21 protein-coding genes are annotated in these 24,465 nt (G+C 68.5%); 11 read left to right on the top strand and 10 right to left on the bottom strand.

All coding sequences use genetic code 11. The features are described 5' to 3' along the window. Window positions 1–4: 4 nt before the first annotated feature. Window positions 5–451, bottom strand: coding sequence for a DUF3151 domain-containing protein (locus tag C5O27_RS07755; protein WP_006360994.1), 447 nt, complete (start codon window positions 449–451; stop codon window positions 5–7). 510 nt (window positions 452–961) lie between these two features. On the opposite strand from C5O27_RS07755, the gene C5O27_RS07750 reads away from it, so the two are divergent. Continuing rightward, entirely contained in the window at window positions 962–2,728 is a 1,767-nt protein-coding gene (locus C5O27_RS07750; protein ID WP_341867531.1) for an Rv0361 family membrane protein, read from the top strand. Continuing rightward, window positions 2,725–3,045 carry a hypothetical protein gene (locus tag C5O27_RS07745; protein ID WP_127962383.1) on the top strand — a complete coding sequence of 107 codons (321 nt, stop codon included), beginning with the start codon at window positions 2,725–2,727 and terminating at the stop codon, window positions 3,043–3,045. Before C5O27_RS07750 ends, C5O27_RS07745 begins: the two co-directional genes overlap by 4 nt. Before the next feature lie 132 nt (window positions 3,046–3,177). On the opposite strand, the gene fbaA is transcribed toward C5O27_RS07745, so the two are convergent. Beyond that, window positions 3,178–4,215 (bottom strand): class II fructose-bisphosphate aldolase, encoded by a 1,038-nt coding sequence (gene fbaA, locus C5O27_RS07740; protein ID WP_006360991.1) that lies wholly within the window; start codon window positions 4,213–4,215, stop codon window positions 3,178–3,180. A 186-nt stretch (window positions 4,216–4,401) separates the two neighbouring features. Between fbaA and C5O27_RS07735 the strand changes: the two genes are divergently transcribed. Further along, window positions 4,402–5,382: a DUF368 domain-containing protein gene (locus C5O27_RS07735; RefSeq protein ID WP_127962382.1), complete on the top strand. Its 981-nt coding sequence runs from the start codon at window positions 4,402–4,404 to the stop codon at window positions 5,380–5,382. A gap of 76 nt (window positions 5,383–5,458) precedes the next feature. Then, a complete protein-coding gene (locus C5O27_RS07730; RefSeq protein ID WP_006360989.1) occupies window positions 5,459–6,190 on the top strand; it encodes a VTT domain-containing protein in 732 nt (243 codons plus the stop codon). Window positions 6,191–6,194: 4 nt separating this feature from the next. Here C5O27_RS07730 and C5O27_RS07725 read toward each other — a convergent pair whose 3' ends face one another. The 4 genes from C5O27_RS07725 to C5O27_RS07710 all read right to left on the bottom strand — a co-directional run bounded on the left by C5O27_RS07725 (window position 6,195) and on the right by C5O27_RS07710 (window position 9,525). Further along, window positions 6,195–6,881 carry a TrmH family RNA methyltransferase gene (locus tag C5O27_RS07725; protein WP_006360988.1) on the bottom strand — a complete coding sequence of 229 codons (687 nt, stop codon included), beginning with the start codon at window positions 6,879–6,881 and terminating at the stop codon, window positions 6,195–6,197. After that, window positions 6,874–7,455, bottom strand: a complete 582-nt coding sequence (pyrE, locus tag C5O27_RS07720) for an orotate phosphoribosyltransferase (RefSeq protein ID WP_006360987.1) — start codon at window positions 7,453–7,455, stop codon at window positions 6,874–6,876. Before pyrE ends, C5O27_RS07725 begins: the two co-directional genes overlap by 8 nt. Window positions 7,456–7,553: 98 nt before the next feature. Then, window positions 7,554–8,474 carry a hypothetical protein gene (locus C5O27_RS07715; RefSeq protein WP_006360986.1) on the bottom strand — a complete coding sequence of 307 codons (921 nt, stop codon included), beginning with the start codon at window positions 8,472–8,474 and terminating at the stop codon, window positions 7,554–7,556. A 37-nt stretch (window positions 8,475–8,511) separates the two neighbouring features. Continuing rightward, the gene (locus tag C5O27_RS07710; protein ID WP_127962381.1) at window positions 8,512–9,525 is read right to left on the bottom strand and encodes a D-2-hydroxyacid dehydrogenase; all 1,014 of its coding nucleotides are present in this window, start codon (window positions 9,523–9,525) and stop codon (window positions 8,512–8,514) included. Window positions 9,526–9,612: 87 nt separating this feature from the next. Here C5O27_RS07710 and C5O27_RS07705 point away from each other — a divergent pair, with 87 nt between their 5' ends. The 6 genes from C5O27_RS07705 to C5O27_RS07680 all read left to right on the top strand — a co-directional run bounded on the left by C5O27_RS07705 (window position 9,613) and on the right by C5O27_RS07680 (window position 19,449). Then, complete coding sequence (locus C5O27_RS07705; protein ID WP_127962380.1) at window positions 9,613–10,920, top strand: aspartate aminotransferase family protein; 1,308 nt, start codon at window positions 9,613–9,615, stop codon at window positions 10,918–10,920. Between the two features lie 4 nt (window positions 10,921–10,924). Further along, window positions 10,925–13,987, top strand: coding sequence for an FAD-binding and (Fe-S)-binding domain-containing protein (locus C5O27_RS07700; protein WP_127962379.1), 3,063 nt, complete (start codon window positions 10,925–10,927; stop codon window positions 13,985–13,987). Continuing rightward, the gene (locus tag C5O27_RS07695) at window positions 13,984–15,489 is read left to right on the top strand and encodes an NAD-dependent succinate-semialdehyde dehydrogenase (protein WP_127962378.1); all 1,506 of its coding nucleotides are present in this window, start codon (window positions 13,984–13,986) and stop codon (window positions 15,487–15,489) included. The genes C5O27_RS07700 and C5O27_RS07695 overlap by 4 nt, the downstream gene beginning before the upstream one ends. A 49-nt stretch (window positions 15,490–15,538) precedes the next feature. Next, entirely contained in the window at window positions 15,539–16,732 is a 1,194-nt protein-coding gene (locus C5O27_RS07690) for a M24 family metallopeptidase (protein ID WP_127962377.1), read from the top strand. Window positions 16,733–16,999: 267 nt separating this feature from the next. Further along, entirely contained in the window at window positions 17,000–18,241 is a 1,242-nt protein-coding gene (locus tag C5O27_RS07685; RefSeq protein WP_040536776.1) for an aminotransferase-like domain-containing protein, read from the top strand. Next, window positions 18,238–19,449, top strand: coding sequence for a M20 family metallopeptidase (locus C5O27_RS07680; protein ID WP_127962376.1), 1,212 nt, complete (start codon window positions 18,238–18,240; stop codon window positions 19,447–19,449). The genes C5O27_RS07685 and C5O27_RS07680 overlap by 4 nt, the downstream gene beginning before the upstream one ends. On the opposite strand, the gene C5O27_RS07675 is transcribed toward C5O27_RS07680, so the two are convergent. The 4 genes from C5O27_RS07675 to C5O27_RS07660 all read right to left on the bottom strand — a co-directional run bounded on the left by C5O27_RS07675 (window position 19,446) and on the right by C5O27_RS07660 (window position 23,677). Continuing rightward, window positions 19,446–20,840: an MFS transporter gene (locus tag C5O27_RS07675; RefSeq protein WP_127962375.1), complete on the bottom strand. Its 1,395-nt coding sequence runs from the start codon at window positions 20,838–20,840 to the stop codon at window positions 19,446–19,448. The two genes, C5O27_RS07680 and C5O27_RS07675, sit on opposite strands and share 4 nt — an antisense overlap. A gap of 125 nt (window positions 20,841–20,965) precedes the next feature. Continuing rightward, window positions 20,966–21,754, bottom strand: a complete 789-nt coding sequence (locus tag C5O27_RS07670; RefSeq protein WP_127963786.1) for a GntR family transcriptional regulator — start codon at window positions 21,752–21,754, stop codon at window positions 20,966–20,968. A gap of 10 nt (window positions 21,755–21,764) precedes the next feature. Continuing rightward, on the bottom strand, window positions 21,765–22,277 hold the full coding sequence (locus C5O27_RS07665; protein WP_127962374.1) for a DUF3830 family protein: 513 nt from the start codon (window positions 22,275–22,277) through the stop codon (window positions 21,765–21,767). After that, window positions 22,274–23,677, bottom strand: coding sequence for an amidase (locus C5O27_RS07660; RefSeq protein ID WP_127962373.1), 1,404 nt, complete (start codon window positions 23,675–23,677; stop codon window positions 22,274–22,276). Before C5O27_RS07660 ends, C5O27_RS07665 begins: the two co-directional genes overlap by 4 nt. Window positions 23,678–23,736: 59 nt before the next feature. Here C5O27_RS07660 and C5O27_RS07655 point away from each other — a divergent pair, with 59 nt between their 5' ends. Then, entirely contained in the window at window positions 23,737–24,462 is a 726-nt protein-coding gene (locus tag C5O27_RS07655; RefSeq protein WP_127962372.1) for a maleate cis-trans isomerase family protein, read from the top strand. Window positions 24,463–24,465: the final 3 nt, after the last annotated feature.

Below are 24,465 nucleotides of genomic sequence, written 5' to 3'. Positions count from 1 at the left end.
TCGGTCAGACCAGGCCGAGCTCGGTGGCCGCCCTGGGATCGCTGTCGTTGAGGAGGTCGAGGCAACGCAGGTGCTCGTCCTCTTCGCCGATCAGTTCCGCGGCCCGGGCGAGGGCACCGACGCATCGCAGGAATCCGCGGTTGGGTTCGTGGCTCCACGGAACGGGACCGAAGCCCTTCCATCCGTGACGACGCAGCTGGTCGAGCCCGCGGTGGTAGCCGGTCCGCGCGTAAGCGTAGGCGGCGATGACGGCACCGGTGTCGCCGGCCTCGCCGGCTGCGGTCGAGGCTGCGAGCGCCGCCTCGGCGAGATACGCCCAGGCGATGGAGGCGGTGGGATGGGCGGCCGCGACCTCGGCCGGGACGGCCCCGTTGAGCAGGTCCGACTCGGCGTCGTCGTCGCCGGTGAGCAGAACCGGCTGCGGGCCGAGGAGATCTCCGAAAGACGTCATGTACCCATTCAAGCATCGAGCCCGCTCCTGTGACCGCATCGACCGAACGCCGTAGTGCTGGACCTGCCGACGATTCGCTAGGGTGAATGGCGCAATCGGTCCTGTCGCCGAGCTACTCGGTGGCCGGACCGAAACCATGCGATGGGCAGAATGCGGGGTGATCAGTCGATGGCTCGATCCGACAAGCCGAGAGCTGCTGTCACCAAAGCACTTTCGACGCTGCGCCAGGCCCGGGACGAACGTCGCTCACGGCGGAGCGGCCGACCGGGCGCCGGCGCCGGGCCCGCTGCGTCCGCTCCTGGTGGCGCGGACGCGGGTCGGGAGCTCACCGGCCGATCCGACGCAGGCCCCGGCGACACACCGGGCACCGCCCCGTCGAGGCCACCCGCAACGAAATCCGGCCAGAATTCCCGATCTCGTCCGGACATCGCGGACATCACCCCGGATACTGTTCCGACCGGCGACGACGCCGAGAACCAGAGCACCAGCAGAGAGGGCCACGAGCCAGCCGTGGACGATCCCACCCAGAACGACACCGCCGAGAACAGAGCCGACGACGCGGCAGACACCGGCACCGACGCTTCTGACGCCCAGACCCCCGCGAAGAAGGCCTCGGCCAAGGCTCCGAAGCCGAAGGGCGGGCGCGGGATCGACGGTGCGACCCAGATCATCAGCCGGGACAACCTGCCGTCGCTGGAGGATCTCGAGGATCTGGACTCGATCGATCCCCTCGGCACCGACGCCGCGGACACTCCCGATGCCGACACGTCCGACGCCGAGGAAACCCCGGCCGAGCCGGAGAGCAAGCCCGCCCGCCTGGGTCCGAGCGACTCCAAGACCACCGTGATCCGCCGCGAGGATCTCCCCGACCCGAGCGAGCTCGAGGATCTCGACGACATCGACGCGACCTCTGCGGCGCCCGAGCCGGCAGAGGCAGAGGCAGAGGCCGCCACCGAGCCGGTGGCCGATGAGCCTTCGGAGCTGGACGAGGCCGCCGAACCGGCGGATGCCGAGGAGCCGGGCACGGACTCGGACGCGGTCGAGTCGGACTCGGCTGACGACGAGTCGGAAGCCGCCGAGACCGACGTCACCGACGAGTCCGGGGCGGGCGCAGCTGCCGCCGCGGTCGCGGCGGGCGCCGCGGGTGCGGCAGCCGCCGGTGCTGCCGTGGCCGGCGACGACGACGAGACCACGGGCGAGGATGTCACCGACCAGGCCGGCGCGGAAGCCGAGTCCGAGGATTCCGTCGCCGACGGCGAGGCCGAATCCGCCCCTGCGGCAGGCGAGGCCGAGGACACCGACGCCGAAGTCGCTGCCGAGACCGCCAACGCGACCGAGGAGCCCTCCGACGCCACCGCCGGGGTCGAGGCGGAGGAACCCGAAGCGGAGCACGAGCCGACCGAACCCGAGGGTGCGGAGTCCGAGGGTGCGGAGTCCGAGGGTGCGGAGTCCGAGGGTGCGGAGTCCGAGGGTGCGGAGTCCGGGGGCGCCGAAGTCGAAGAGGCCGGGGCCGGAGACGCAGGCGCCACCGCGACCGACGACGAGGCACCGGCCGCCGACGCCCCGACCGAGGCGATATCGCTGGCGAAGGGCGAGGACGACCCCGCGACGGCCACGCCGGAAAACGAGCCGGCCGACGACTCCGATGCCACCACGAAGGTGATTCCGGCAGCAGCCGCTGCAGGTGCAGCAGCCGCAGCCGGCGCGAAGGCTGCGACGCCGGATGAGCGCACCGACACCGTCCCCGAGCCCGCGGTCACCGCGCCGTCGACCGGCGAGTGGACGACCACGACACAACAGCCGCAGGTCATCCCCGGCAGCAAGCCGACCAAGACCACCAAGAAGCGCGGCAAGGGCCCACTGATCGCCGTCGCCGCGATCCTCGTGGTGATCGCGGCGGTCATCGGCGGCATCTTCGCCTACCAGAACATGACGGCGACCCCGCCGGCCGACGAGGCCGCCGAGGTGGCGCTCGACTACACGACCGCGCTGTACGAGGGTGACCTCGAGACCCTGCGTTCGGTCACGTGTGGCGAGCTCCATGCCTTCTACGAGGACTTCGACGACGCCGCCTACCAGAAGACCTACGACGCACAGAAGGCACGCAACGAGCTCGTCCAGACCCAGGCGATCAACGCCGTCCGAGTGGTCGAGGGCGGCGAGCTGGCCGTGGTGGAGGTCGTCGCGGTACACACGAGTGCCCCGGACGCCCCCGAGACGGTGACGCTGAACCTGCAGCGCGAGGGTGATGACTGGAAGGTGTGCAACCCCACGTGACCGGCGGTCAGGGGTGGGGTCCCCCGTCGACCACACCCCCGCCGCCGCAGCATGTCCCGGATGCGGTCCGGTATGACGGCCCGCCGGAACAGCGGGATCGGCCGTCGGAGGTCCCCGCCTATTTCACCCCTCGGCGCCCCACACCTCCGCCCGTGTCGAGCGGTCCGTCGCGGCGTATCCGGCCCACGCATCCCCGGAGCACCGGTGCACGCGCCGGCTCGGGGTCCGGTTCACGCACCGATCCCGCGGTCCTCGTCTCCGCGCTCGTGATGATCGCGCTGGCGGTGGCGGTGATGGTCGGTTTGCTCACCTCCTGACGCGCTGCGGCCGTTCCACCTCCCCGGCGTGAGGTCACCGCCGGACCAAACCGCACGTCGAGTCCGACCAGGGCTCGAAAACAGTTCTGCCCGCACCCTCGCGGGGGTGCGGGCAGAACTTGTGTCAGACGATCAGGCGGTCAGCGACTTGCCGTTCGACTTGAGGTCGTTGCACGCCTCGACGACGCGCTCACTCATGCTGGCCTCGGCCTTCTTCGACCAGCTGCGCGGGTCGTAGACCTTCTTGTTGCCCACGTCGCCGTCGACCTTGAGGACGCCGTCGTAGTTGCCGAACATGTGGCCGGCGACCGGACGGGTGTAGGCGTACTGGGTGTCGGTGTCGACGTTCATCTTCACCACGCCGTAGCTGAGCGCCTCGTCGATCTCGCTCTTCAGCGAGCCCGAGCCGCCGTGGAAGACGAAGTCGAAGGGCTTGGCACCATCGGCCAGACCCAGCTTCTTGGCGGCGACCTCCTGGCCGGTGTTCAGCACATCGGGACGCAGCTTGACGTTGCCCGGCTTGTAGACGCCGTGGACGTTGCCGAAGGTGGCGGCGAGCAGGTAGCGGTTGCCCGAGTCGCTGGCGCCCAGTGCCTCGATGGTCTTCTCGAAGTCCTCGGGGGTGGTGAACAGCTTGTCGTTGATCTCGTTCTCGACGCCGTCCTCTTCACCGCCGACCACGCCGATCTCGATCTCCAGGATGATGTTGGCCGCGCCCGCCTTGGCGAGGAGCTCCTTGGCGATCTCCAGGTTCTCGTCGAGCGGCACGGCACTGCCGTCCCACATGTGCGACTGGAACAGCGGGTTGCGGCCGGCGTCGACGCGCTCCTGCGAGATCTGCAGCAGCGGACGCACGTAGGTGTCCAGCTTGTCCTTGGGGCAGTGGTCGGTGTGCAGGCCGATGAGGACGTCATACTTGGCGGCGACGACGTGTGCGAACTCGGCGAGTGCCACGGCACCGGTCACCATGTCCTTGACGCCCTGGCCCGAACCGAACTCGGCACCACCGGTCGAGAACTGGATGATGCCGTCACTGCCGGCGTCGGCGAAGCCCTTGATCGCGGCGTTGATGGTCGACGACGAGGTGCAGTTGATCGCGGGGAATGCGTAACCACCCTTCTTCGCCTTGTCGAACATCTCGGCGTACTGCTCCGGGGTTGCAATGGGCATCGACGAATCCTCCAGGGTGTTGATGTGCTCTGGTGTTCGGGTTCTCTCGCCCACGGTTGATGCGCCGTGGCGAGCAGCCGGACTTCCCGCGGCCGGACTTCCCTCAGTATGGCAGGTGCCACACCGGCCGGTGCGCCCACCATTCGGGCCCGGACCTGCACCGAGAGACATCGATAGGATCTCGGTGTGGCAGCCTCACGTTCTCCGGTCCGGTCCGACGACTCCCCGCCCGCTGACAACCCGTCCCCCCGACCGTCGGCGGTCACCGTGGCCTCAGATGTGGGCCGCGGTGCCCTCATCGGCGTGGCCGAGACCATCCCGGGGGTCTCCGGCGGCACCGTTGCCCTGATCACCGGCATATACGACCGGCTCATCGCGACGGTGAAGGCGGCGACGACGTTCCCGGCACGTCGCCTGCGGGCCGTCCGATCCGACGATGCCAACCGGGTCGACTGGTGGCTAATGGTCCCGGTTCTGGCGGGAATGGCGATCGCGGTGTTCTCGATCGCCGGCGTGATGGAGGGATTCGTCACCGAGCAGCCGGTGTACTCCCGGGCTCTGTTCATCGGCATGATCGCGGTGTCGGTGGCCATCCCGTTCCAGGAGATCCCGCCCGGTACGTTCACGACCACCTCGTCGAAACTGTCCGCCGTCCTGACGTTCGTGATGATGGCCGTACTCGTGTTCGTGCTGACGTCGCTGCCGCGGTCCGAGGTGTCCGATCCCCCGCTCGTGGCGGTCTTCTTCGCGGCGTCGGTCGCGGTCTGCGCACTCGTCCTGCCGGGCGTCTCGGGTTCGTTCTTCTTGCTCGTGATCGGTCTCTACGCACCGACGCTGGCCGCCGTCGACGACCGCGACCTCATGTATCTGGGGGTTTTCGCCGCCGGCGCCGTCGTGGGCCTCGCCTCGTTCGTCCAGGCTCTCGAGTGGCTGCTGCGCACACACCACAGCCTGGCGATGGTCGGCGCCGCCGGCCTGCTGCTGGGTTCGCTACGAGCCCTGTGGCCATGGCAGGACCCGGCGGACGGTGCGCCGATGCCCATCGGCGACGACTGGCCGGGGGCGTTGGGCATGTTCGTCCTGGGTGCCGCGATCGTCGGCGCGGTGGCGCTCGTCCAACGCAGACTCGGCTCGTCGAACGGCCGGCCCGCCGGGGCTGCGGGCTGATCGCTCCCGGGCGGCGCACCGACGCCGTTCCCGCGCGATTCCACCCTCCTCGCCCGCGCAGGTACTCTGGGTTCCCGTGATCGACTCAGCACTTGCCACCACGACCACCAACCTGGCTCTTCTGCCGGGATTCCTGGATCCGGTCAACCTCCTCAACTCGTTCGGCACCTGGATGCTGGCGGGTCTGCTCTTGGTGGTGTTCATCGAGTCGGGTCTGCTGTTCCCGCTGCTCCCGGGCGATTCCCTGCTGTTCACCGCGGGCCTGATCGTCGCCGCGAAGTCGGCCGACATCGAGCCGTTCGCGCCGCTGTGGGTGCTGCTGGTGACCATCCCGATCGCCGCATTCCTCGGTGACCAGGTCGGGTACTGGATCGGCAAGAAACTCGGGTACACGCTGTTCACACCGAACGCGAAGGTCCTCAAACAGGTCTACATCGACGAGGCCCACGAGTTCTTCGAGAAGCACGGCCCGGTCACGATCATCCTGGCCCGCTTCGTCCCGATCGTCCGTACCTACGCGCCGCTCGTCGCGGGCGCCGCCCGGATGCGGTACCCCGTCTTCCTGACCTACAACATCGTCGGCGCGGTGGCCTGGGGCGCGGGCGTGACCCTGCTCGGCTACTTCCTCGGACAGATCGCGTTCATCCGCGACAACGTCGACTACATCTTCCTGCTCATCGTCTTCGTGTCGGTGCTCCCGATCATCTCGGAAATCGGCAAGCGCATCCTGCGGGCTCGCAAGCGTCCCGTCGAGGAGGAGCCGCTGGCCCCCTCTAAGGATCCGGCCCCCACTCCCCCGGCCGAGTAGTCGTCTACCAGGCCTGATCCAGATCGGCGTGCTGCCGGATCCACGCGTGCATGGCGATCCCGGCAGCCACTCCGGCGTTGATGCTGCGGGTCGACCCGAACTGCGCGATCGACACCGTCATGTCGGCCTGACGTTGCGCGTCGTCGCTCACGCCCGGACCTTCCTGACCGAACAGCAGCACGCATTCGCGCGGAAGTTCCACGGTCTCCAGCGGACGCGATCCCGGAGTGTTGTCCACCGCGACGACGGACAGACCTTCTCCGCGCGCCCAGTCGAGCAGATCGCCGACCGTGTCGTGGTGCATCAGGTGCTGGTAGCGGTCGGTGACCATCGCGCCGCGACGGTTCCAGCGGCGTCGTCCGACGATGTGGACCGCCGCGACGGCGAACGCGTTCGCGGTACGCACGACGGTGCCGATGTTGGCGTCGTGGGCGAAGTTCTCGATGGCGACGTGCAGCGGGTGCCGGCGCGTGTCGATGTCGGCGACGATCTCCTCGCGCTTCCAGTACCGGTACGCGTCGACGACGTTTCGGGTGTCGCCGGTCGCGAGCAGTTCGGGGTCGAGGTGGTCGTCGTCCGGGGTCGGCTCACCGGGGTGTTCGACCGACCAGGGGCCCACACCGACCGGCGGTCCCGTCACCCACTCGGTGGGACCGGCGACCCCGGCGTCTGGATCGGGTGCGTCAGGCAAGGCCGAGATCGCTCAGCCCGAGCAGTGAGCGGTAGGGCACGCCCAGCCCGGTGATGACCGCGTCCGCGCCGGTCGCACGGTCGACGACGGTGGCGACACCGACGACGTTGCCGCCGATCTCACGCACGGCCTCCACGGCGGTCGACGGCGAGGCGCCCGTCGTGCTGGTGTCCTCGACGACGAGCACGCTGCGGCCGACGATGTCCGGGCCCTCGATTCGACGCTGCATGCCGTGGGCTTTTGCGGCCTTGCGCACCACGAAGGCGTCGATGTCGCGACCGTCGGCATGCATGATCGACGTCGCGACCGGGTCGGCGCCGAGCGTCAGGCCACCCACGGCGACGTACTCCCAGTCGGCGGTCAGCTCGCGCATGAGCGTGCCGATCAGGCGGGAGGCCTCGTGATGCAGGGTCGCGCGGCGCAGGTCGACGTAGTAGTCGGCCTCCTTGCCGGAGGACAGCGTCACCTTGCCGTGCACGACGGCGAGTTCGCGGACCAGTTCGGCGAGTCGCGCCCGCGCCGCTGGGTCGACCGGGGGCGGCGTGCCGTCGGAAACCGGGCTTGACGAGGACATGCGACCACTCACTCTCGAACTCTCCGGCTGTCGGCCGGTGCACTGGATGACGATTACCCTACGGTGTCCGCGACACCGTTCGGATCAGCCCTGTCGGGTCAGCTGCGGTGGCGATTCGACCGCTCGCCGGTGTCCTCGGGCCGACGCGGCGAGTCCTCGGGCTTACGCGTCGCGGACCCGCGGACCGGCATCGGGGCCATGCCCCGGCCCGTCGTCGACGAGGTACCGGTCGCCGGCGGCGGCTTACGGACCGGCGGGGCACTCGGCTTGGCGGCCGGGGAAGCCTCTGTGGCGGGAGCCGCCGCGGCCTGCCGGCGACGCTTGTCGCGCATCGACTCGGTCTTCTCGTCGGCGAGCTCGGCGCGCGTGGGTCCGTGCGGATCGCGTGGGTCGGGCGAGTCCTCGGGTTCACGCACCGGCGGGAGAACGCGCAGCAGGTCGGCGAAGCGTCGAACCACTTCGAGGCCGGTGTTGAGCGTCGCGGGATCATTGGTCAGCGGAAGCGAACCGAGCGCCCAGTTGCCCTCGTTCCACAGCACCTCGACGAACGCCGGGGCCTTGTTGGCCAGGGCGACCATGCGCCGGTCGCACACGCGCCGGGCGACGTCGAGGTTGTTGGAGAACATGACCCGCGGCCCCATCGCGCCGAGGAGTTCGACGTCCTCCTCGGCGGGCGCGAGCACATCCTCGTGACGCAGGTCGACGACGACGGGCGAGGGCGAGGATCGGCGGACGGCGATCACGGTCGCGGTCTCGGCGAGATCGAAGACAACGGTCTCCACGCCGCCGTAGCGGCCGTAGGCGACGTCGCGGACCTCGACGTGATCGGGGACGTTCATCGTCGCCCGACGGAACACCTTGCGCAGCTTGGTGTCCGTCTCGCGGAACTTGAACTCGTGCTCATCCCCCCAGATCGCACGCTGGTGCCGCGCGACGCTCGACCGCTGCCGGTCGAGCCACAACAGGACGCCCGCACCCGCGAGTGCCACGGCGGCGATCAGGAAATAGACGGTGGTCATCGCGCTACAGCCTACTATCGGCCGCGCCGCGACGACGTCATCCGCCTCCGGTTAGGTAGCCGCGTTCCTTGTCGACGACGTTGACCAGCGTCTCGGCGACGACGGCACCGTCCGCGGTGTCGTCCAGACCGACGTATCGGCGCAGGTTCTCGAGGATCTGTTCCGACAGCGCCTCGCGCCAGCCGAGCGCGTCGCCGCTCATGTGCGCCGAGATCGCGACGCCGGGCAGATCCCACAGCTCGTTGTCGGCGGGCAGCGGTTCGGTCGCGAACACGTCGAGCGAGGCCGCACCGAGGCGCCCCGACCGCAGCGCGTCGATCAGCGCCGGCTCGTCGACGAGTTCGCCGCGGCCGACGTTGATCAGATGCGCGCCCGGTTTCATCGCGGCGAGCACCTCCGCGTCGATCATCCCGGCGGTCTGTGGGGTCAGCGGCGCGATGGTGACGACGTTGTCGAAGTCGCCGACATGCTCGGTTAGTTCGGCGGTGGCGACGACCCGGCCGAAGTCGGGGTCGGACTCCCGCGCGGTCCGCCCGCCGCCGACGACATGCATCCCCACGGCACGGAGTAGCCGTGCGGTGGCTCGGCCGATTCCGCCGGTCCCGATGACGAGGGCCGACGTACGCGACGTGCCGACGGTCTCCCGATGCTTCCAGACGTGATCGCGCTGCAGGGCCATCGACTCGTGTAACCGCTTGTCCCGGGCGAGGATCGAGGCGAGGACGAACTCGGCGATGGGCCGGTCGAACACGCCGTGCGCGTTGGTCACCACCACGTCGGAGGTCTTCAGTTCGTCGAACAGCAGCGAGTCGACACCTGCCGCACAGACGTGCACCCACCTCAGCGACGCGGTCGTCTCGCCCCAGTTGTCGGCGAGCGCACGAGAGAAGAAGTCCCACAACACCAACACGTCTGCACCCGACAGCGCATCCGCGAGATCGTCTGCGACGCAATGGCGTATCTCGGCGAGTTCGGCGAGCTGATCGAGGTTCGATGGCGGCGCGACACCAGGGGCACCGAGGAGCGCGAGGACCGGACGTCGGGTGCTCATGCGGCCACCGTAACCCGAGAACAACTCCTGAGCACCGCCGACTGTCACATTGTTGACAATCGTACGATCTAGCGTCACGGTGTACCCATGACTGCCGGCGTTGACTCCCCCACCCGCACCCACCAGACGGCCTCACTCAGTCCTGCGCTCAAGCAGGCGACGCCGGTCGTCGTCGATCATGCGCTGGGGTCCTGGGTCCACGGCACCGACGGCCGCGACTACCTCGACTTCACCACCGGCATCGGCGTCACCAGCACCGGCCACTGCCACCCGCACGTGGTCGAGGCCGCGCAGGCCCAGTGCGCCAAGGTGATCCACGCCCAGTACACGACCGTCATGCACCCGCCGCTGCTCGAGCTGACCGAACGACTCGGTGCGGTCCTGCCGGCCGGCCTGGACTCCGTTTTCTACGCCAACTCGGGTTCGGAGGCCGTGGAGGCCGCGATCCGCCTTGCCCGCATGGCGACCGCGAGGCCGAACATCATCGTCTTCCAGGGCGGATTCCACGGCCGCACCGTCGCGGCCGCAAGCCTCACCACCGCGGGCACCCGCTTCTCGGCCGGCTTCTCCCCGCTGATGGGCGGCGTGCACATGGCACCGTTCCCCTACGCCTTCCGCTACGGCTGGGACACCGACACTGCGGTCGACTTCGCGCTGCGGGAGCTCGACTACCTCCTGCAGTCGCGCGTCGCACCCAACGACACCGCCGCGTTCCTCATCGAGCCCGTCCTCGGCGACGGCGGCTACCTGCCGACGCCGCCCCGATTCCTCCAAGGCCTGCGCGAGCGCGCCGACCGCCACGGCATCCTGCTCATCCTCGACGAGGTGCAGGCCGGGTTCGGTCGCACCGGCAGATTCTGGGGCCACCAGCACGCCGAGGGCCTGACCCCCGACATCATCGTCACCGCAAAGGGTCTGGCGTCGGGGTTCCCGATCTCGGCGATCGCCGCGTCGACCGAGCTGATGAGCAAGGCGTGGCCGGGCTCGCAGGGCGGAACCTACGGCGGCAATGCCGTGGCCGCGGCGGCCGCGATCGCGACCCTCGAGGTCATCGAGGCCGAGGGACTCGTGGAGAACGCCCGCGTGCGCGGAGAGCAGCTGCTCGCCGGCCTGCGGGAAGTGTGCGCACCGTTCCCGGGCATCGGCGACGTCCGGGGCCTCGGCCTGATGGCCGGCATCGAATTCGTCACCACCGATGCCGCCGGCAACAGGGTGCCCGACGCCCCTGCCGCCGTCGCGGTGCAGCAGGCCACCACGGCTCAGGGCTTGTTGACGCTGACCTGCGGGCCGTCGGCCAACGTCGTCCGTCTCATCCCCGCACTGGTCGTGACGGCGGACGAGATCGACCTCGGTGTCGCGCGGTTCGGCGCGGCGCTGCACGCCGCACTGGGTTAGGCCGGTGGACATCGCAGACGAACTCGCCGATCTCGGCGTCGATGCCGACGCCTCGCCCCGACGTCTGGCCGAATACTCCTACGACGCTTCGAATTACCGCGTCCCGCCGCGGGCCGTGACCTTCCCGCGGTCTGCGCGCGAGGTCGCCACGATCGTCGCGAGGTGTCACACGCTGGACGTCCCGGTGATCGTGCGCGGCGGCGGTACCTCGATGGCGGGTAACGCCGTCGGCGACGGCGTGGTCATCGACCTGTCCCGTCACCTGGATCAGGTGGTGTCGGTCGATGCCGAGACCTGCACGGCCGTGGCCGGTTCGGGCATCGTGCTGACCACTCTGGCGGCGCGGGCACGGTCGGCGACGGACGGCCGGCTGACCTTCGCCCCCGACCCGTCGTCGGCGTCACGGGCGACCTTGGGCGGGGCGATCGGCAACGACGCCTGCGGAAACCACTCCGTCCGGTACGGACGCACCAGCGATCACGTGATCGAACTCCACCTCGTCACCGCCGACGGGATGGTGCTCACCGCGACACGCGACGGGCTGTACGCCACCGATCCCCACGACCGGAAGGCCGTGGCACGGGCCGCCGAGATCACCGCCGAGCTGCGAGAACTCGCGTCGAGCAACCTCGCGATCCTGCGCACCGAACTGGAGACCATCCCCCGCCAGGTCTCGGGGTATCACCTCGCACGTTTGTTACCGGAGAACGGATTCGACGTCGCCCGTGCACTCGTCGGAAGCGAGGGGACCTGCGCGATCGTGGTGTCGGCCAAGGTACGCCTCGTCCCGGTCGCCACCTCGCAACTCCTGCTCTGCGTCGGCTACCACTCCCCCGCCGACGCCGCCCGCGATGTCCCCGCGATCCTCCCGTTCGCACCGTCGGCCATCGAGGGCATCGACCGCAAGATCGTCGCCACGATGGCAGCGCGCCGCGGCCGGGACACGGTCGCCGGCCTCCCCGAGGGTTCGGCATGGCTGTTCATCGACATCGACTCCGAAAGCGCCCAGACGCAGGGCGAATCCGACGTTCCGGCGACCGCCAAGCGACTCCTCGACCACCTGCGTGGCCAGGGCCGGATGATCGATGCCACCGTCGTCGACGACCCGGCACGGCGCAAGGCGTTGTGGCGCGTCCGCGAGGACGGCGCCGGCCTGTCATCGCGCCTGGCCGACCCCGACGACGAAAGCGTCGGTGGCGACTACGAATCCTGGCCCGGCTGGGAGGATGCGGCGGTCGACCCCGAGCGTCTGGCCGACTACCTCGACGACTTCGCCGAACTCCTCGACCGGCACCGTCTCACCGGTGTCATGTACGGCCACTTCGGTGCCGGCTGCATGCATGTGCGCATCACGTTCGACCTGCGCACCCCCGACGGACGCGCCGTGATGGAACACTTCTGCACCGATGCCGCGGAACTCGTTGTGCGTCACGGAGGTTCGCTGTCGGGTGAGCACGGCGACGGTCGGGCCCGCTCGGCCTTGCTGCCGACCATGTACTCACCGGCGATGATGGCCGCCTTCGCACGCTTCAAGTCGATCTGGGACCCGACGGGCAACCTCAACCCCGGCAGCATCGTCGACCCGCCGTCCATCACCGCCGACCTCGCCCTCGCCGACGTCCCCCGGCGGACCTGGCCGACCACCTTCGACCTCGCCCACGGCCACGACTCCCGAGATACGCCCCCGAAATCCACCCTCAGCAGCGGCGCCGATGACAATACGTCGGCGGCGGCTCCCTCGGGGGCGGATGTCAGGGGCGGTTCTCGCGAGCTCCCGCTCCTTGATCCCTTCGTCCACGCGGTCCAGGGCTGCATCGGTGTCGGCCGGTGCCGCGCCGACACCGGCGGCGTCATGTGCCCGAGCTACCGGGCGACCCGCGACGAGAAGGATTCGACGCGGGGTCGGGCCCGCGTCCTCCAGGACATGGTGCGCACGGCCCCATCGGTCGACGAGGGCTGGCGTTCACCCGAGGTCGCCGACGCTCTCGAATTGTGCTTGTCCTGCAAGGCATGTTCGACGGACTGCCCGACCGGGGTCGACATGGCCACCTACAAGTCGGAGTTCCTCGACCACCACTACCGCCGCCGTCTGCGCCCGCTGTCGCACTACTCCCTGGGCTGGATGCCGGCCTGGCTGTCCGCGGCCGGAACGGCTGCGCCGCTGATCAATCGCGTGCTGTCGTCGAAGATCAGCGGTCTGGCCGCACGCGCCGGCGGCCTCGACCCTCGTCGGACGATGCCGGCGTTCGCGACCCGGCGCGCCCGCAAGGCGCAGCTCACCGATCTCGCCCCGGTGTCCCCGACCTCGCAGGTCATCCTGTTCGTCGACTCGTTCACCCGCGCCTTCCGCCCGCGGGTGGCCGCCGCCGCCGCGGAGGTACTGGGCGCGACGGGCGAGCCGGTAGGTTGTTCGGCGGGCAACTGCTGCGCCCTCACCTGGATCTCCACCGGGCAGTTGGGCAAGGCGCGCAAGACTCTTCGACGCACCGCCGCGAATCTCGACGACGGCACCGACCGGCCCATCGTGGTGCCCGAGCCGAGTTGCGCTGCGGCACTGGCCAAGGATCTGCCCGAACTGGTACCCACCGACAGCGCGCGTCGCGTCGCCGCCCGGGTACGCAGCTTCGCCGCCCACCTCCCGACCCTCCTCGACGCAGGATGGCAACCGCCGCCCCTTCCGGACGAGGTGACCCTCCAGACCCACTGCCACGAGTACGCGGTCTTCGGCGCACGCACCGGCACCGCCGCTCTCGAAGCGCTCGGCGTCACCGTGCACTCCGCCGACGGATGCTGCGGTGTCGCGGGCAACTTCGGCTTCGAGAAGGGCCACTACGAGGTCAGCATGGCCGTCGCCGAGAACGGACTCGCACCCGCGCTGCGCGACGACCCGCATCGCCCCGTAGTCACCGACGGATTCAGTTGCGCGATGGCGGTCGAACACCTCGCCGCTGTCGACGACGGACTGACCGACGCACGCGAGATCCGCGGGGTCCACCTCGCCGAGCTTCTCACCTCCACGACCCGACCCCGACCGCCCGCCGACCAACCGAGGAGAGCCCGATCATGACGGCCATCGCCACCACCCAGGTCCCCGAAGCCATCTCGTCGATCCACACCGATCTGTTCATCGGCGGTGAATGGGTTCCGGCCGCCGCCGGCGACCGGTTCGACGTGCTCAATCCCGCGACCGGCGAGGTGCTCGCCGAGGTGGCCGACGCCGACGCGACCGACGCCCGACGCGCACTCGAGACCGCTGCCGCGCATCAGGCGGAATGGGCGGCCACGTCGCCGCGGAACCGGAGCGAAATCCTTTACCGCGCCTACGAACTCATCATGAACCGGGTCGACGAGATCGCCTCGGTGATGACGGCTGAGATGGGCAAGCCGCTCGCCGAGGCCAAGGGTGAGGTTGCCTACGGCGCCGAGTTCTTCCGGTGGTTCGCCGAGGAGGCCGTGCGCATCGGCGGCGACCACACCACCACCGGAGACGGCGGGACCCGCATCGTGGTGAGCAGGCAGCCCGTCGGTCCCTGCATCCTGATCACGCCGTGGAACTTCCCGCTGGCCATGGGAACCCGCAAGATCGGGCCGGCCGTCGCGGCCGGCTGCACGATGGTTCTCAAGCCCGCCGAACTCACCCCGCTGACCACCCTTCTCCTCGCCGACATCCTCGTCGAGGCAGGTCTGCCCGCCGGCGTGCTGAACGTCGTGACCACCACCGATCCGTCGACGGTGGTCACCGAGTGGATGGACAGCGGGCTCGCCCGCAAGGTCAGCTTCACCGGCTCGACCGAGGTCGGCAAGACCCTGCTGCGGCAGGCCGCCGGAACCGTCATGCGCACCTCCATGGAGCTCGGCGGCAATGCCCCGTTCATCGTGTGCGCCGACGCCGACATCTCCCGCGCGGTGGACGGACTCATGCTGGCCAAGATGCGCAACACCGGTCAGGCGTGCACCGCGGCGAACCGGATCTTCGTGCACCGCAGCGTGATCGACGAGTTCACCGAACAGTTCACGGCGAAGATGGCCGCACTGAAGGTCGGCGACGGCGCCGCCGACGGAACACAGGTCGGACCCCTCGTCGAACCCAAGGCCGTCGCGAAGGTTGCCTCGCTCGTCGACGACGCGGTGTCGAAGGGCGCCTCCGTGGCCTGCGGCGGGGAGGCGCCCGAGGGTCCCGGCTTCTTCTACCCGCCGACGGTGCTGACCGGTGTCGGGCTCGAGGCCGACCTGGTGCGCAACGAGATCTTCGGTCCGGTCGCGGCGATCATCCCGTTCGGCGACGCCGACAATCCCCTCGACCCGGCTGCCGACGACGAGGTGATCTCCCTCGCCAACGACACCCCGTGGGGTCTGGTCGCCTACTTCTTCAGCCAGGACGTCGACCGCTGCGCTCGCCTGTCGACAGCGCTGGAAGCCGGTATGGTCGGGGTCAACACGGGCATCGTGTCGAATCCGGCCGCGCCGTTCGGCGGTGTCAAGGAGTCCGGCCTCGGCCGTGAGGGTGGCCGCGTGGGCATCGAGGAGTTCCTCGACATGAAGTACACGGCGACGCCGATCCGCCGCTGAGTACGCGAACAGAACATCCCCCGACGTGTGACCAAGGAGTAGCAAGCCCATGTACCTCGGTGCTCAGCTGTTCACCGACAGCGAGTACGAACAGCGCCTGACGAAGGTCCGTGAACTCATGGACCGTCAGGGGTTGTCGGCGATCATCGTCACCGACCCGGCCAACATCTTCTATCTGATCGGGTACAACGCGTGGTCGTTCTACACCCCGCAGATGCTGTTCGTCCCGATCGAGGGCGAGATGGTCTTCTACGCCCGGGAGATGGACGCCCGTGGTGCGCACCGCACCACATGGTTGCCCGACGACCAGATCGTCGGCTACCCGGAGAGCTACGTACACCGACCCCACGTGCATCCCTTCGACTGGGTTGCGTGGTCACTCCGTCAGCGGCACGCGATCGCGCCGGCCTCCCGTGGCGGATCGGTCGGCCTGGAGATGGACTCGCACTTCTTCTCCCCCAAGGCCTATCGCGCATTGCACAATGCGATCCCGGAGTGGAAGCTGGTCGACAACTTCGAGCTCGTGAACTGGGTGCGGTCGGTCAAGTCCGAGGCCGAGGTCCAGCTGATGCGTCAGGCCGGGATGGTGTGTTCGGAGGCCATGCGCGCGGCGATCGACACGATCGACGTCGGTGTGCGGCAGTGTGATGCGGCGGCGGCGATCTCACAGGCACAGATCACCGGGACACCCGACTACGGCGGCGACTACCCGGCGATCGTGCCGATGATGCCCACCGGCGCGGCGGCCGACACCCCTCATCTCACCTGGCATCAGGGAACTTTCGTCGACGACGAGGCGGTGGTCATCGAGCTGACCGGCGCCCACAACCGCTACCACTGCCCGCTCGCACGGACGGTGTCGTTGGGTACTCCGCACAAGGAGCTCGACTATGTCGCGAAGGCGACCGCCGAGGGCCTGAACAACGTCCTCGAGGCGATCAAACCGGGGGTGGCGACGCGCGAACTCGCCTCCACCTGGAATTGGACCCTGGCCAAGTACGGCCTCGAAAAACCCTCGCGCCTGGGGTATTCGATCGGTATCGGGTACCCGCCGGACTGGGGCGAGCGCACCATAAGCATCCGCTCCGAGGACGAGTCCATCCTCGAGACCAACATGACCTTCCACATCGTCTGCGGAATGTGGATGGAGAACTACGGTTTCGAGCTCTCCGAATCGGTACGGGTGAGCCCGACCGGCGTCGAGTGCTTCACGTCGTTCCCGCGCGAATTGATCCAGAAATGACCATCGACAACCCAACCGCTGCCTGAGGTGCGAGGAGCGCACGACAACCCAACCGCCGCCCGAGGTGCGAAAAGCCCACGACAACCCAACCGCCGCCCGAGGTGCGAAAAGCCCACGACAACCCAACCGCCGCCCGAGGTGCGAAAAGCCCACGACAACCCAACCGCCGCCCGAGGTGCGAAAAGCCCACGACAACCCAACCGCTGCCTGAGGTGCGAGGAGCGCAAGCGACGAGCCACGAAGGCCTGGAGAGACGAGGTGCACGACATGACCACAACGACCGAGACTGTGAACGACGTACGGCATTCCGGCCCCACGCTGCCTCTGGCCGGCCGGTCGAAGGACCTGGTCGGATCGATGATCGACTCGTCGACGTCCCTGCTGGCCGCCCAGTCCCATGACATCGTGCGCTTCGCGATGGGTTCACCGGCCGACGAGGCCGTTCCCGCCGACGAGTTCCGTCAGATCGCCGGCGAGATCCTCGACCACACGTCGTTCACCTACGGCGCCACCGAAGGCGAACCGCGGCTGCTGCAACTGCTCGTCGACTACCTCGCCACCACACCCGACCCGTCGACCCACGACCGTCTGGTGATCACCACCGGCGGCATGCAGGGCCTCGACCTCGCCTGCAAGCTGTTCGTCGACCCCGGCGACCTGGTCATCGTCGAGTCCCCGACGTACACCAACGGGAGCGCGACCGCGCTGTCCTACGGCGCACAATTGCTCGAGGTGCCCGTCGACGACGACGGTATGCAGGTCGACCAGCTCGCCGATCTGGTGGCGCACACCCACAAGACCCCGAAGGCGATCTACACGATCCCCACGTTCCAGAACCCGTCCGGCGTCACGATGTCGGAGGAACGCCGCCGCGAGCTGTTGCGTCTGGCCCACACCTGGGGTTCGGTCATCATCGACGACGATCCGTACGGACTGCTCCGCTTCGCGGGCACCGACATCCCGACCTTCCAGACGCTGAGCCCCGGCGATCCGCTGATCTTCTCGGTGCGGACCTTCTCCAAGATCCTGGCTCCCGGCTGGCGCGTCGGCTGGGTCGACGCCGATCCGTCGTTGCGGCAGCTTCTCATCAACGGTAAGCAGGCCATGGACACCTGCACCAACGTGCCCAACCAGCACATCGTGGCCGAGTACATCGCGCGCGGTGGCCTCGAGGACCACCTCGCCGGCATCCGGTCGCTGTACCGCGAGCGCAAGGATGCGATGCTCGCCTCCATCGCCCGTCATCTCGGCGACCGCGTCGTCACCACCAACCCGGAGGGCGGCTTCTTCCTGTGGGTGACGCTGCGGGAGGAGTTCGCCGAGATCGACACCCGGGAGCTGTTCGAGATCGCCCTGGCCGATGGCGTCGCCTTCATCCCGGGCCCGGCACTGTCGCCGGGCGGCCGATTCCGCAATTCGATGCGCCTATGCTTCGCGTCGAGCACGCCGGACCGGATCGACGAAGGTATTCGACGCCTCACGTCCAGTCTTGAGAAGATGGCACGGTGAGCGGTGAACACGTAACTGAGCTGAGTCCGGCCGAGCAGTCGCTCGTCGATCTGATCGACGAGGCCGCGATCACCGCGCTCACGACCGCGCTGGTGGAGGCCCCGAGCGAGAATCCGGGCGGCACCGAGGGCGCCGCCGTCGAGATCCTGGAGAAGGCGTGCCGCGCACTCGGCTTCGACGTCGACACCCATGAGGTGGCCCCCGGGCGTCCGAACCTGATCGCCACCCTCCCCGGCGGCGACGGCCCGGGCCTGATGTTCCTGGGCCACTCCGACGTGGTGCCCGCGGGCCCGAACTGGACCGCCGACCCGTACACCGTGCGGACCCGCGACGGCCGTCTCTACGGGCGCGGCACCACCGACATGAAGGGCGGGATCGCGGCCGTCGTCGCGGCGATGAGCGTGTTGTCTCGTGCACGCGACGTCGGCGTCGAACTCTCCGGCCCGGTGCGCCTGGTGTGCACGGTCGACGAGGAGGAGCACGGCATCGGCGTGCGCGCCTTCGTCGGCCGTCCCGCCGATCACGACTTCCTCGGCTGCATCGTCGCCGAACCCACCGACATGCAGATCGTCCGCGGTTGCCGCGGTGCGTCGTACATCGAGATCGACGTGACCGGTCGCGCCGCGCATTCCGGCCGTCCCGCCGACGGACGCAGTGCCATCAATGCCGCCGCGGCGATCGTCGAGATCATCCGCGCCGACCACGAACACCTTCACGAGACGCTCGACGACCTGCTCGGCTGCGGCACCTGGAACGTCGGCACCATTCAAGGCGGACAAGGCATCTCGGTCGTCGCGCCGACGTGTTCCCTCGGCATCGACCGTCGCCTGATGCCTTTCGAGGATCCGCACGCCATCGCCGAGGATCTCCGGGAGACCATCCGCGACAACAAGATCGACACCGACGGCATCACCGTCGACGTGCGAGTCACCATGGAGATGCCCGGTTTCGCGACCGCCGCGGACCACCCGCTCGTCACCGCTGCGGTCGGCGCGGTCACCGACGCCGGCACCGCGACCTCGGTGGGTGGCTGGAGCGCCGCGTGCGACGGCGGTTTCGTCAGCCGCGACCTCGGTATCCCGTCGATCGTCCTGGGCCCGGGCAACATCAACACCGACGCACATCAGCCCGACGAGTCGGTCGCCATCGCAGATCTCGTCACTGCGGCAAAGGCGTACACGCTCGCCGGGCTGAGGTTGCTGGGCTAGGCCCTCGACTCCGCCGGCTTCTGCTGCAGCTCCTGGAAGTCGTTCTCCCTGCTGGGGATCTCGGTGCCGCGGAGCGAGCAGCCCGCGGTCTCCTTCAGGAACAGCAGCGCGACCATGCCGATGGCGCAGGCGCCCATCATGTACACGGCCGGGAAGAGGTTCCAGTCGGTGCCCTCCACGACGGCATCGTTCACCAGAGGCGCCGTACCGCCGAAGGCAGCGGTCGCGACGTTGTAGGAGATCGCGAAGCCCGCGTATCGGACCTGGGTCGGGAACATCGCCGGGAAGGTCGCCGAGATGGTGGCGAGCTGTGGGATGTAGAGCGCGCCGAGGATCACGAATGCCAAGATCGCCCAGACGAATCCCTGGCCCATCAGCCAGTACAGCGGTAGCGCGAGGACGAACAGGCCGACCAGCGATCCCCACCACATCGGTTTACGCCCGGTCGAATCCGACCACCAGCCGAAGAACGGGATGAGCAACATCATCACGAGCTGCCCGATCAGGTTGACGACGCTCGCCGAGGTCTCGGACAGGTTGATGGTGTTCTGCAGGTAGGTCGGCTGATACGCCAACAGCGTGTAGTTGGCGACGTTGAGTGCGATGACCATGCCGAACATCGTCAGGATCGGTCGCCGGTAGTTGACGAGCAGATCCTTGAACCGGGTCCACGCCGAACCCTTGATCTCGTCCTCCTGCTCCAGCTCCTGGAAGACCGGGGTGTCGTCCATCTGCGAGCGGAGGTACAGCCCGATCAGGCCCATGGGCAGCGCGAGCAGGAACGGGATGCGCCAACCCCACTGATCCATCTGCGAATCGGAGAGTCCCAGCTGCAGGAGCAGGACGAAAGCGGTACCGCCGCAAAATCCGGCGAGGGTACCGAACTCGAGGAATGAACCGTACTTACCGCGCTTGTTGTCCGGCGCGTACTCGGCCATGAACGTTGCCGCGCCGCCGTATTCACCGCCGGTCGAGAAACCCTGGACGACGCGGAGCAGGATCAGCAGGATGGGCGCCCACACACCGATCGACGCGTGGGTGGGCAGCAGGCCGATGAGCGCGGTGGCGCCCGAGATCAGCAGAATCGTCATGGCCAGGACGGATTTGCGGCCGATGCGGTCGCCGATGGGTCCCCAGATCATTCCGCCGAGCGGGCGGAGCACGAAGGAGACCGCGAAACCGAGCATGGTGCCGATGGTTCCGAAATCACCCGGGAAGAAGGCCTGGGTCAGGTAGACCGAGGCCGCGGCGTAGACGCCGTAGTCGTACCATTCGGTGGCGTTTCCGATCGCCGAGGCACCGATGGCCTTGCGGAGGAGTTTCCGTCCCTCGGGTGACTCCGGGTCCGGTGCGAGCTGCTCATAAGTATCCGCTGGTGTCGTGTCGCTCATCTGCGCTTCCTGAATGTCATCGAGGCCGTGACTCGTCCCTCGCTAGGTCATCTCCGGCGTTGGTGGGCCTTTGTGCACGGACGGCAGCCTGCTCGACCATCCGTGGACATTCGAACCGCGAGCGATCAGCTCCCGGACCTGGGGACATCACCGGCGTCGTCGCCGTCACCGATCAATCGGCGCAGCCCGTCGGCCATGTGCTCGATCATCAGCGCATCTGCCTTGGCAGAATCCCCCGCAGCTATGGCGTCCACCAACGCCTGGTGTTCGTCGATCCGTTCCTTTCCCGATGAATATGTTCCTCGCATGGCTCGCAAGCACATTCGTGTTTCCACGAGAATCGTCTCGTGGAGACGCGAAAGGCGCCGGCTTTCCGCGAGTTCCACCAGCGTCTGGTGAAATCCCATGTCCGCCTCGGCCATCCCGGCACCGTTCGGCTCGTCGCCGAACGCGCGCATGGCCTCCACCGCCTCGTCCAGCGCGGCCACCGCCTCCGATTCGCTGTGCGCGATGACCTGTTGCACGGCAGCACGTTCCACCGCCGTGCGCGCGACGTACATGTCGCGGATGTCGTCTCTCTCCATCGAGACGACGAACAGGCCCCGGTTGCGATGGCTGACCAGCAGACCCTCCGCGGTGAGACGTTGCATCGCCTCACGCAACGGACCGCGGCTGACGCCCAGGTCGGCGGCGAGACCGGACTCCGTCAACTGCGACCCGGGCGGGAAGTCGCCGTTCGCGATGGCATTGTGCAACTTACGCGCGATGATCGCCGGTGTCGACTCCTGCACCAGAGGCGTGAGCACCCGACGGCGCGTCGAACCGCCTCGTTTTGCCTGGTGAGGAGTGGTAGCTCGACCTCCCGGGCGGTCCGCGCCCGAGTCGTCCTCATCCACTGTGATCGCCACCGTCATTCCTTCTTTCTTACCGCTCCAAGCGCGCATAGGTGAGCGTTTCACCCCGCGCGCCGCCCATCCAGACGTCGTTGCAAGCCGCCGCAAAGTCTTCCAGGCCCTCCGTGATGGTGGCGAACACGTTCCCCGGTACCCAGCCGACATCGCCGTTGACCAGCAGGTTGTTTCTTCCGTAGAAGACTGCGAGGTCGATGAGCAGCCGGTGTTCGGCCGGTGCGGATGTGGGATCGTACCCATATGCGGGGTTGTCCAAAACACCGTCGAAGGTGAAGTAGCACAGGTCGCCGGGAATCGGCGTGATGGTAGTGTTCTCGGGACCCGGCTCCACCGGCGCGAATGCCGGTAGCAGCGTGTAGATCTCGTTGCGCGCGAACTTGCCGTGGAACACCTGGCCACCCAGCGGCAGCGCATCCCAGACCGCTGCCGCCGTCCGGGGCGCCTCGGCATCGAGCATCCGCGCCACCGCCGTCACGCCTCGCTCCTCGAGTGTCACGGTGATGAATCGTTCGGCACGGCCGGTCACGGACGGTCTCCCAACATCGTGAAGCCGGCAGCCGCCTCGTACGCCGCCGCGACCCGCAGCACGGTCGTATCCCGGTGTCGCGCAGCGACGAACTGAGCGCCGGTCGGCAGACCGTCGACGAATCCGCTGGGTACCGTGATCGCGGGCTGCCCGGTGAGATTGAACGGATAGCTGTACGGCGTCCAGGACGTCCAGTCCGGCGATGCCGATCCTTCGGGAACGGTGCGTCCCGCCTCGAAGGCCACGGTGGGCATCGAGGGGGTGACGAGCAGGTCGAACTCCTCGTGGAAGAGACCCATCGTGGTTCCCATCTCCATGCGCAGCGCGTTCGCGCTGACGACGTCGTCCGCGGTGAAGTCTCGGTGTCGTTCGAGCGCCTCGAGGAGCAGCGGGTCGACCTTCTCCTGCGCGCCCGGGCCGAACCCTCGCACCACCACGTCGGCTCCGGCGAACCAGATGATGTGATACGCCCACGCCGGGTCTTCCCAGCCGAGGTCCACCTTCTCCACCGTCGCCCCGAGCTGTTCGAGCACCGATACCACGCGGTCCGTATTGGACTGTATGCCAGGATCATTCGAGCCGAAGCCGAGGTCGGAACTGTACCCGATACGCAGATCGGAGAGGTCCCGGACGTCGGCGATGGCGGCGGCGCTCTCGGTGGGCGTCGCCAGCGCCGACCAGTCCCGCGGATCGTGCCCACTGAGGACGTCGAGGAGCAGCGCGCAGTCGCCGACCGTCCTGGTCATCGGCCCGACGTGCGCGACCGGCGCGAACGGACTCGGCGGATACATCGGGACCCGGCCGAGAGTGGCCTTGAATCCGACCACCCCGCAGTAGGCGGCCGGTATCCGGATCGATCCCCCGCCGTCGGTTCCCACCGACAGCGGACCGAGTCCGGCCGCCAGGGCCGCGGCAGAACCACCACTCGATCCTCCGGACGTCCGCAGTGCATTCCACGGGTTGCGGGTGATGCCGGTACGCGGGCTGTCGGTGACGCCCTTCCACCCGAATTCCGGTGTGGTGACCTTGCCCAGCATCACCGCGCCGGCCTCGCGGAGTCGCGCGACCGCGGGGGCGTCGGTGTCCCACGCCATCTGATCCGACTCGATCATCAGCGACCCGCGCAGGGTGGGCCAGCCGCGGGTGAGCAGCAGGTCCTTGATGCTGACCGGCACCCCGTCGAGCGGCCCCAGCGGAGTGCCCGCCCTGAAACGTTCGCCGGCCTCCCGGGCGGCGGCGAGGGTCGCGTCCCGATCCACGAGGCAGAATGCGTTGACGGAAGGGTCGACCTGGTCGACGGCGTCGAGCAGTTCGACGGCCACCGCCTCCGGCGTCAGCTCACCGGTCCGGTAGGCGTCGGCCAGTTCGATGGCGCTGAGCCACCGTGCCGTTTCCGACATGCGCCCTCTAGTCTGTCGCAGTTGGTAGATTGTTGACAATCTACCTTGGAGGTGTGCGGGTGACAACCACCGTCGCGATGCTCTATCCCGGTCACGCTGCCGAAGACGACTACGAGCTCATCGCGTCCGTGCTCGTGGCCGCAGGCACCGACGTCCGCCTGCCGGTGACCATCACCGAGATCGAGTCCGATGACCACACCGTCGACGCCATGGCCGCGGTCGGCGAACAGCACCGCCTCGCCGAGGGGCTGCGACGAGCCCAGGCCGACGAGCCGGCGTCGGTGATGTGGGCCTGCACCTCCGGGAGTTTCGTCTACGGCCTCGACGGCGCCCGACGCCAGGTCGCCGACATCGCCGCCCTCGCCGAGCGACCCGCGTCGTCGACCTCGTTGGCCTTCGTCGAGGCGTGTCACCACCTCGGACTGTCCCGGGTCGCGATCGCCGCAACCTACCCCGATCCCCTGGCCTCACGGTTCATCGGCTTCCTCGGCGACGGCGGCATCGAGGTGGTCTCGCTGCGCGCCAACGACATCGAGACCGCCTCCGAAGCCGGAATCCTCGACGGAGACGGCCTTTTCGACATGATCGCGGCCGCGGACCACCCCGACGCAGGGGCGCTCCTCATCCCCGACACCGCCCTGCACACCGCGAGGTGGATCACCGGACTCGAGGAGAAGTTCGCGAAGCCGGTCCTGACCGCCAATCAGGTCACCGCGTGGCAGGGGTTGCGTCTCGCCGGGATCACCTCGGTCATACCGGAATTGGGAGTCCTCTTCACTCGCTGACGG

Origin of the sequence: Gordonia alkanivorans (assembly GCF_004011905.1) — a bacterium.
Taxonomy (GTDB): Bacteria; Actinomycetota; Actinomycetes; order Mycobacteriales; family Mycobacteriaceae; genus Gordonia; species Gordonia alkanivorans.
The sequence above is the reverse complement of the archived record's forward strand: the minus strand, read 5'-3'. Positions and strand labels throughout refer to the sequence as shown.

Coding starts and splice junctions, on each gene's coding strand:
- C5O27_RS07690 (WP_127962377.1), top strand. CDS start 15,539: ATGTACCTCGGTGCTCAGCTGTTCACCGACAGCGAGTACGAACAGCGC.
- C5O27_RS07755 (WP_006360994.1), bottom strand. CDS start 451: ATGACGTCTTTCGGAGATCTCCTCGGCCCGCAGCCGGTTCTGCTCACC.
- C5O27_RS07685 (WP_040536776.1), top strand. CDS start 17,000: ATGACCACAACGACCGAGACTGTGAACGACGTACGGCATTCCGGCCCC.
- pyrE (WP_006360987.1), bottom strand. CDS start 7,455: ATGTCCTCGTCAAGCCCGGTTTCCGACGGCACGCCGCCCCCGGTCGAC.
- C5O27_RS07710 (WP_127962381.1), bottom strand. CDS start 9,525: ATGAGCACCCGACGTCCGGTCCTCGCGCTCCTCGGTGCCCCTGGTGTC.
- C5O27_RS07695 (WP_127962378.1), top strand. CDS start 13,984: ATGACGGCCATCGCCACCACCCAGGTCCCCGAAGCCATCTCGTCGATC.
- C5O27_RS07670 (WP_127963786.1), bottom strand. CDS start 21,754: ATGACGGTGGCGATCACAGTGGATGAGGACGACTCGGGCGCGGACCGC.
- C5O27_RS07675 (WP_127962375.1), bottom strand. CDS start 20,840: ATGAGCGACACGACACCAGCGGATACTTATGAGCAGCTCGCACCGGAC.
- C5O27_RS07705 (WP_127962380.1), top strand. CDS start 9,613: ATGACTGCCGGCGTTGACTCCCCCACCCGCACCCACCAGACGGCCTCA.
- C5O27_RS07715 (WP_006360986.1), bottom strand. CDS start 8,474: ATGACCACCGTCTATTTCCTGATCGCCGCCGTGGCACTCGCGGGTGCG.
- C5O27_RS07660 (WP_127962373.1), bottom strand. CDS start 23,677: ATGTCGGAAACGGCACGGTGGCTCAGCGCCATCGAACTGGCCGACGCC.
- fbaA (WP_006360991.1), bottom strand. CDS start 4,215: ATGCCCATTGCAACCCCGGAGCAGTACGCCGAGATGTTCGACAAGGCG.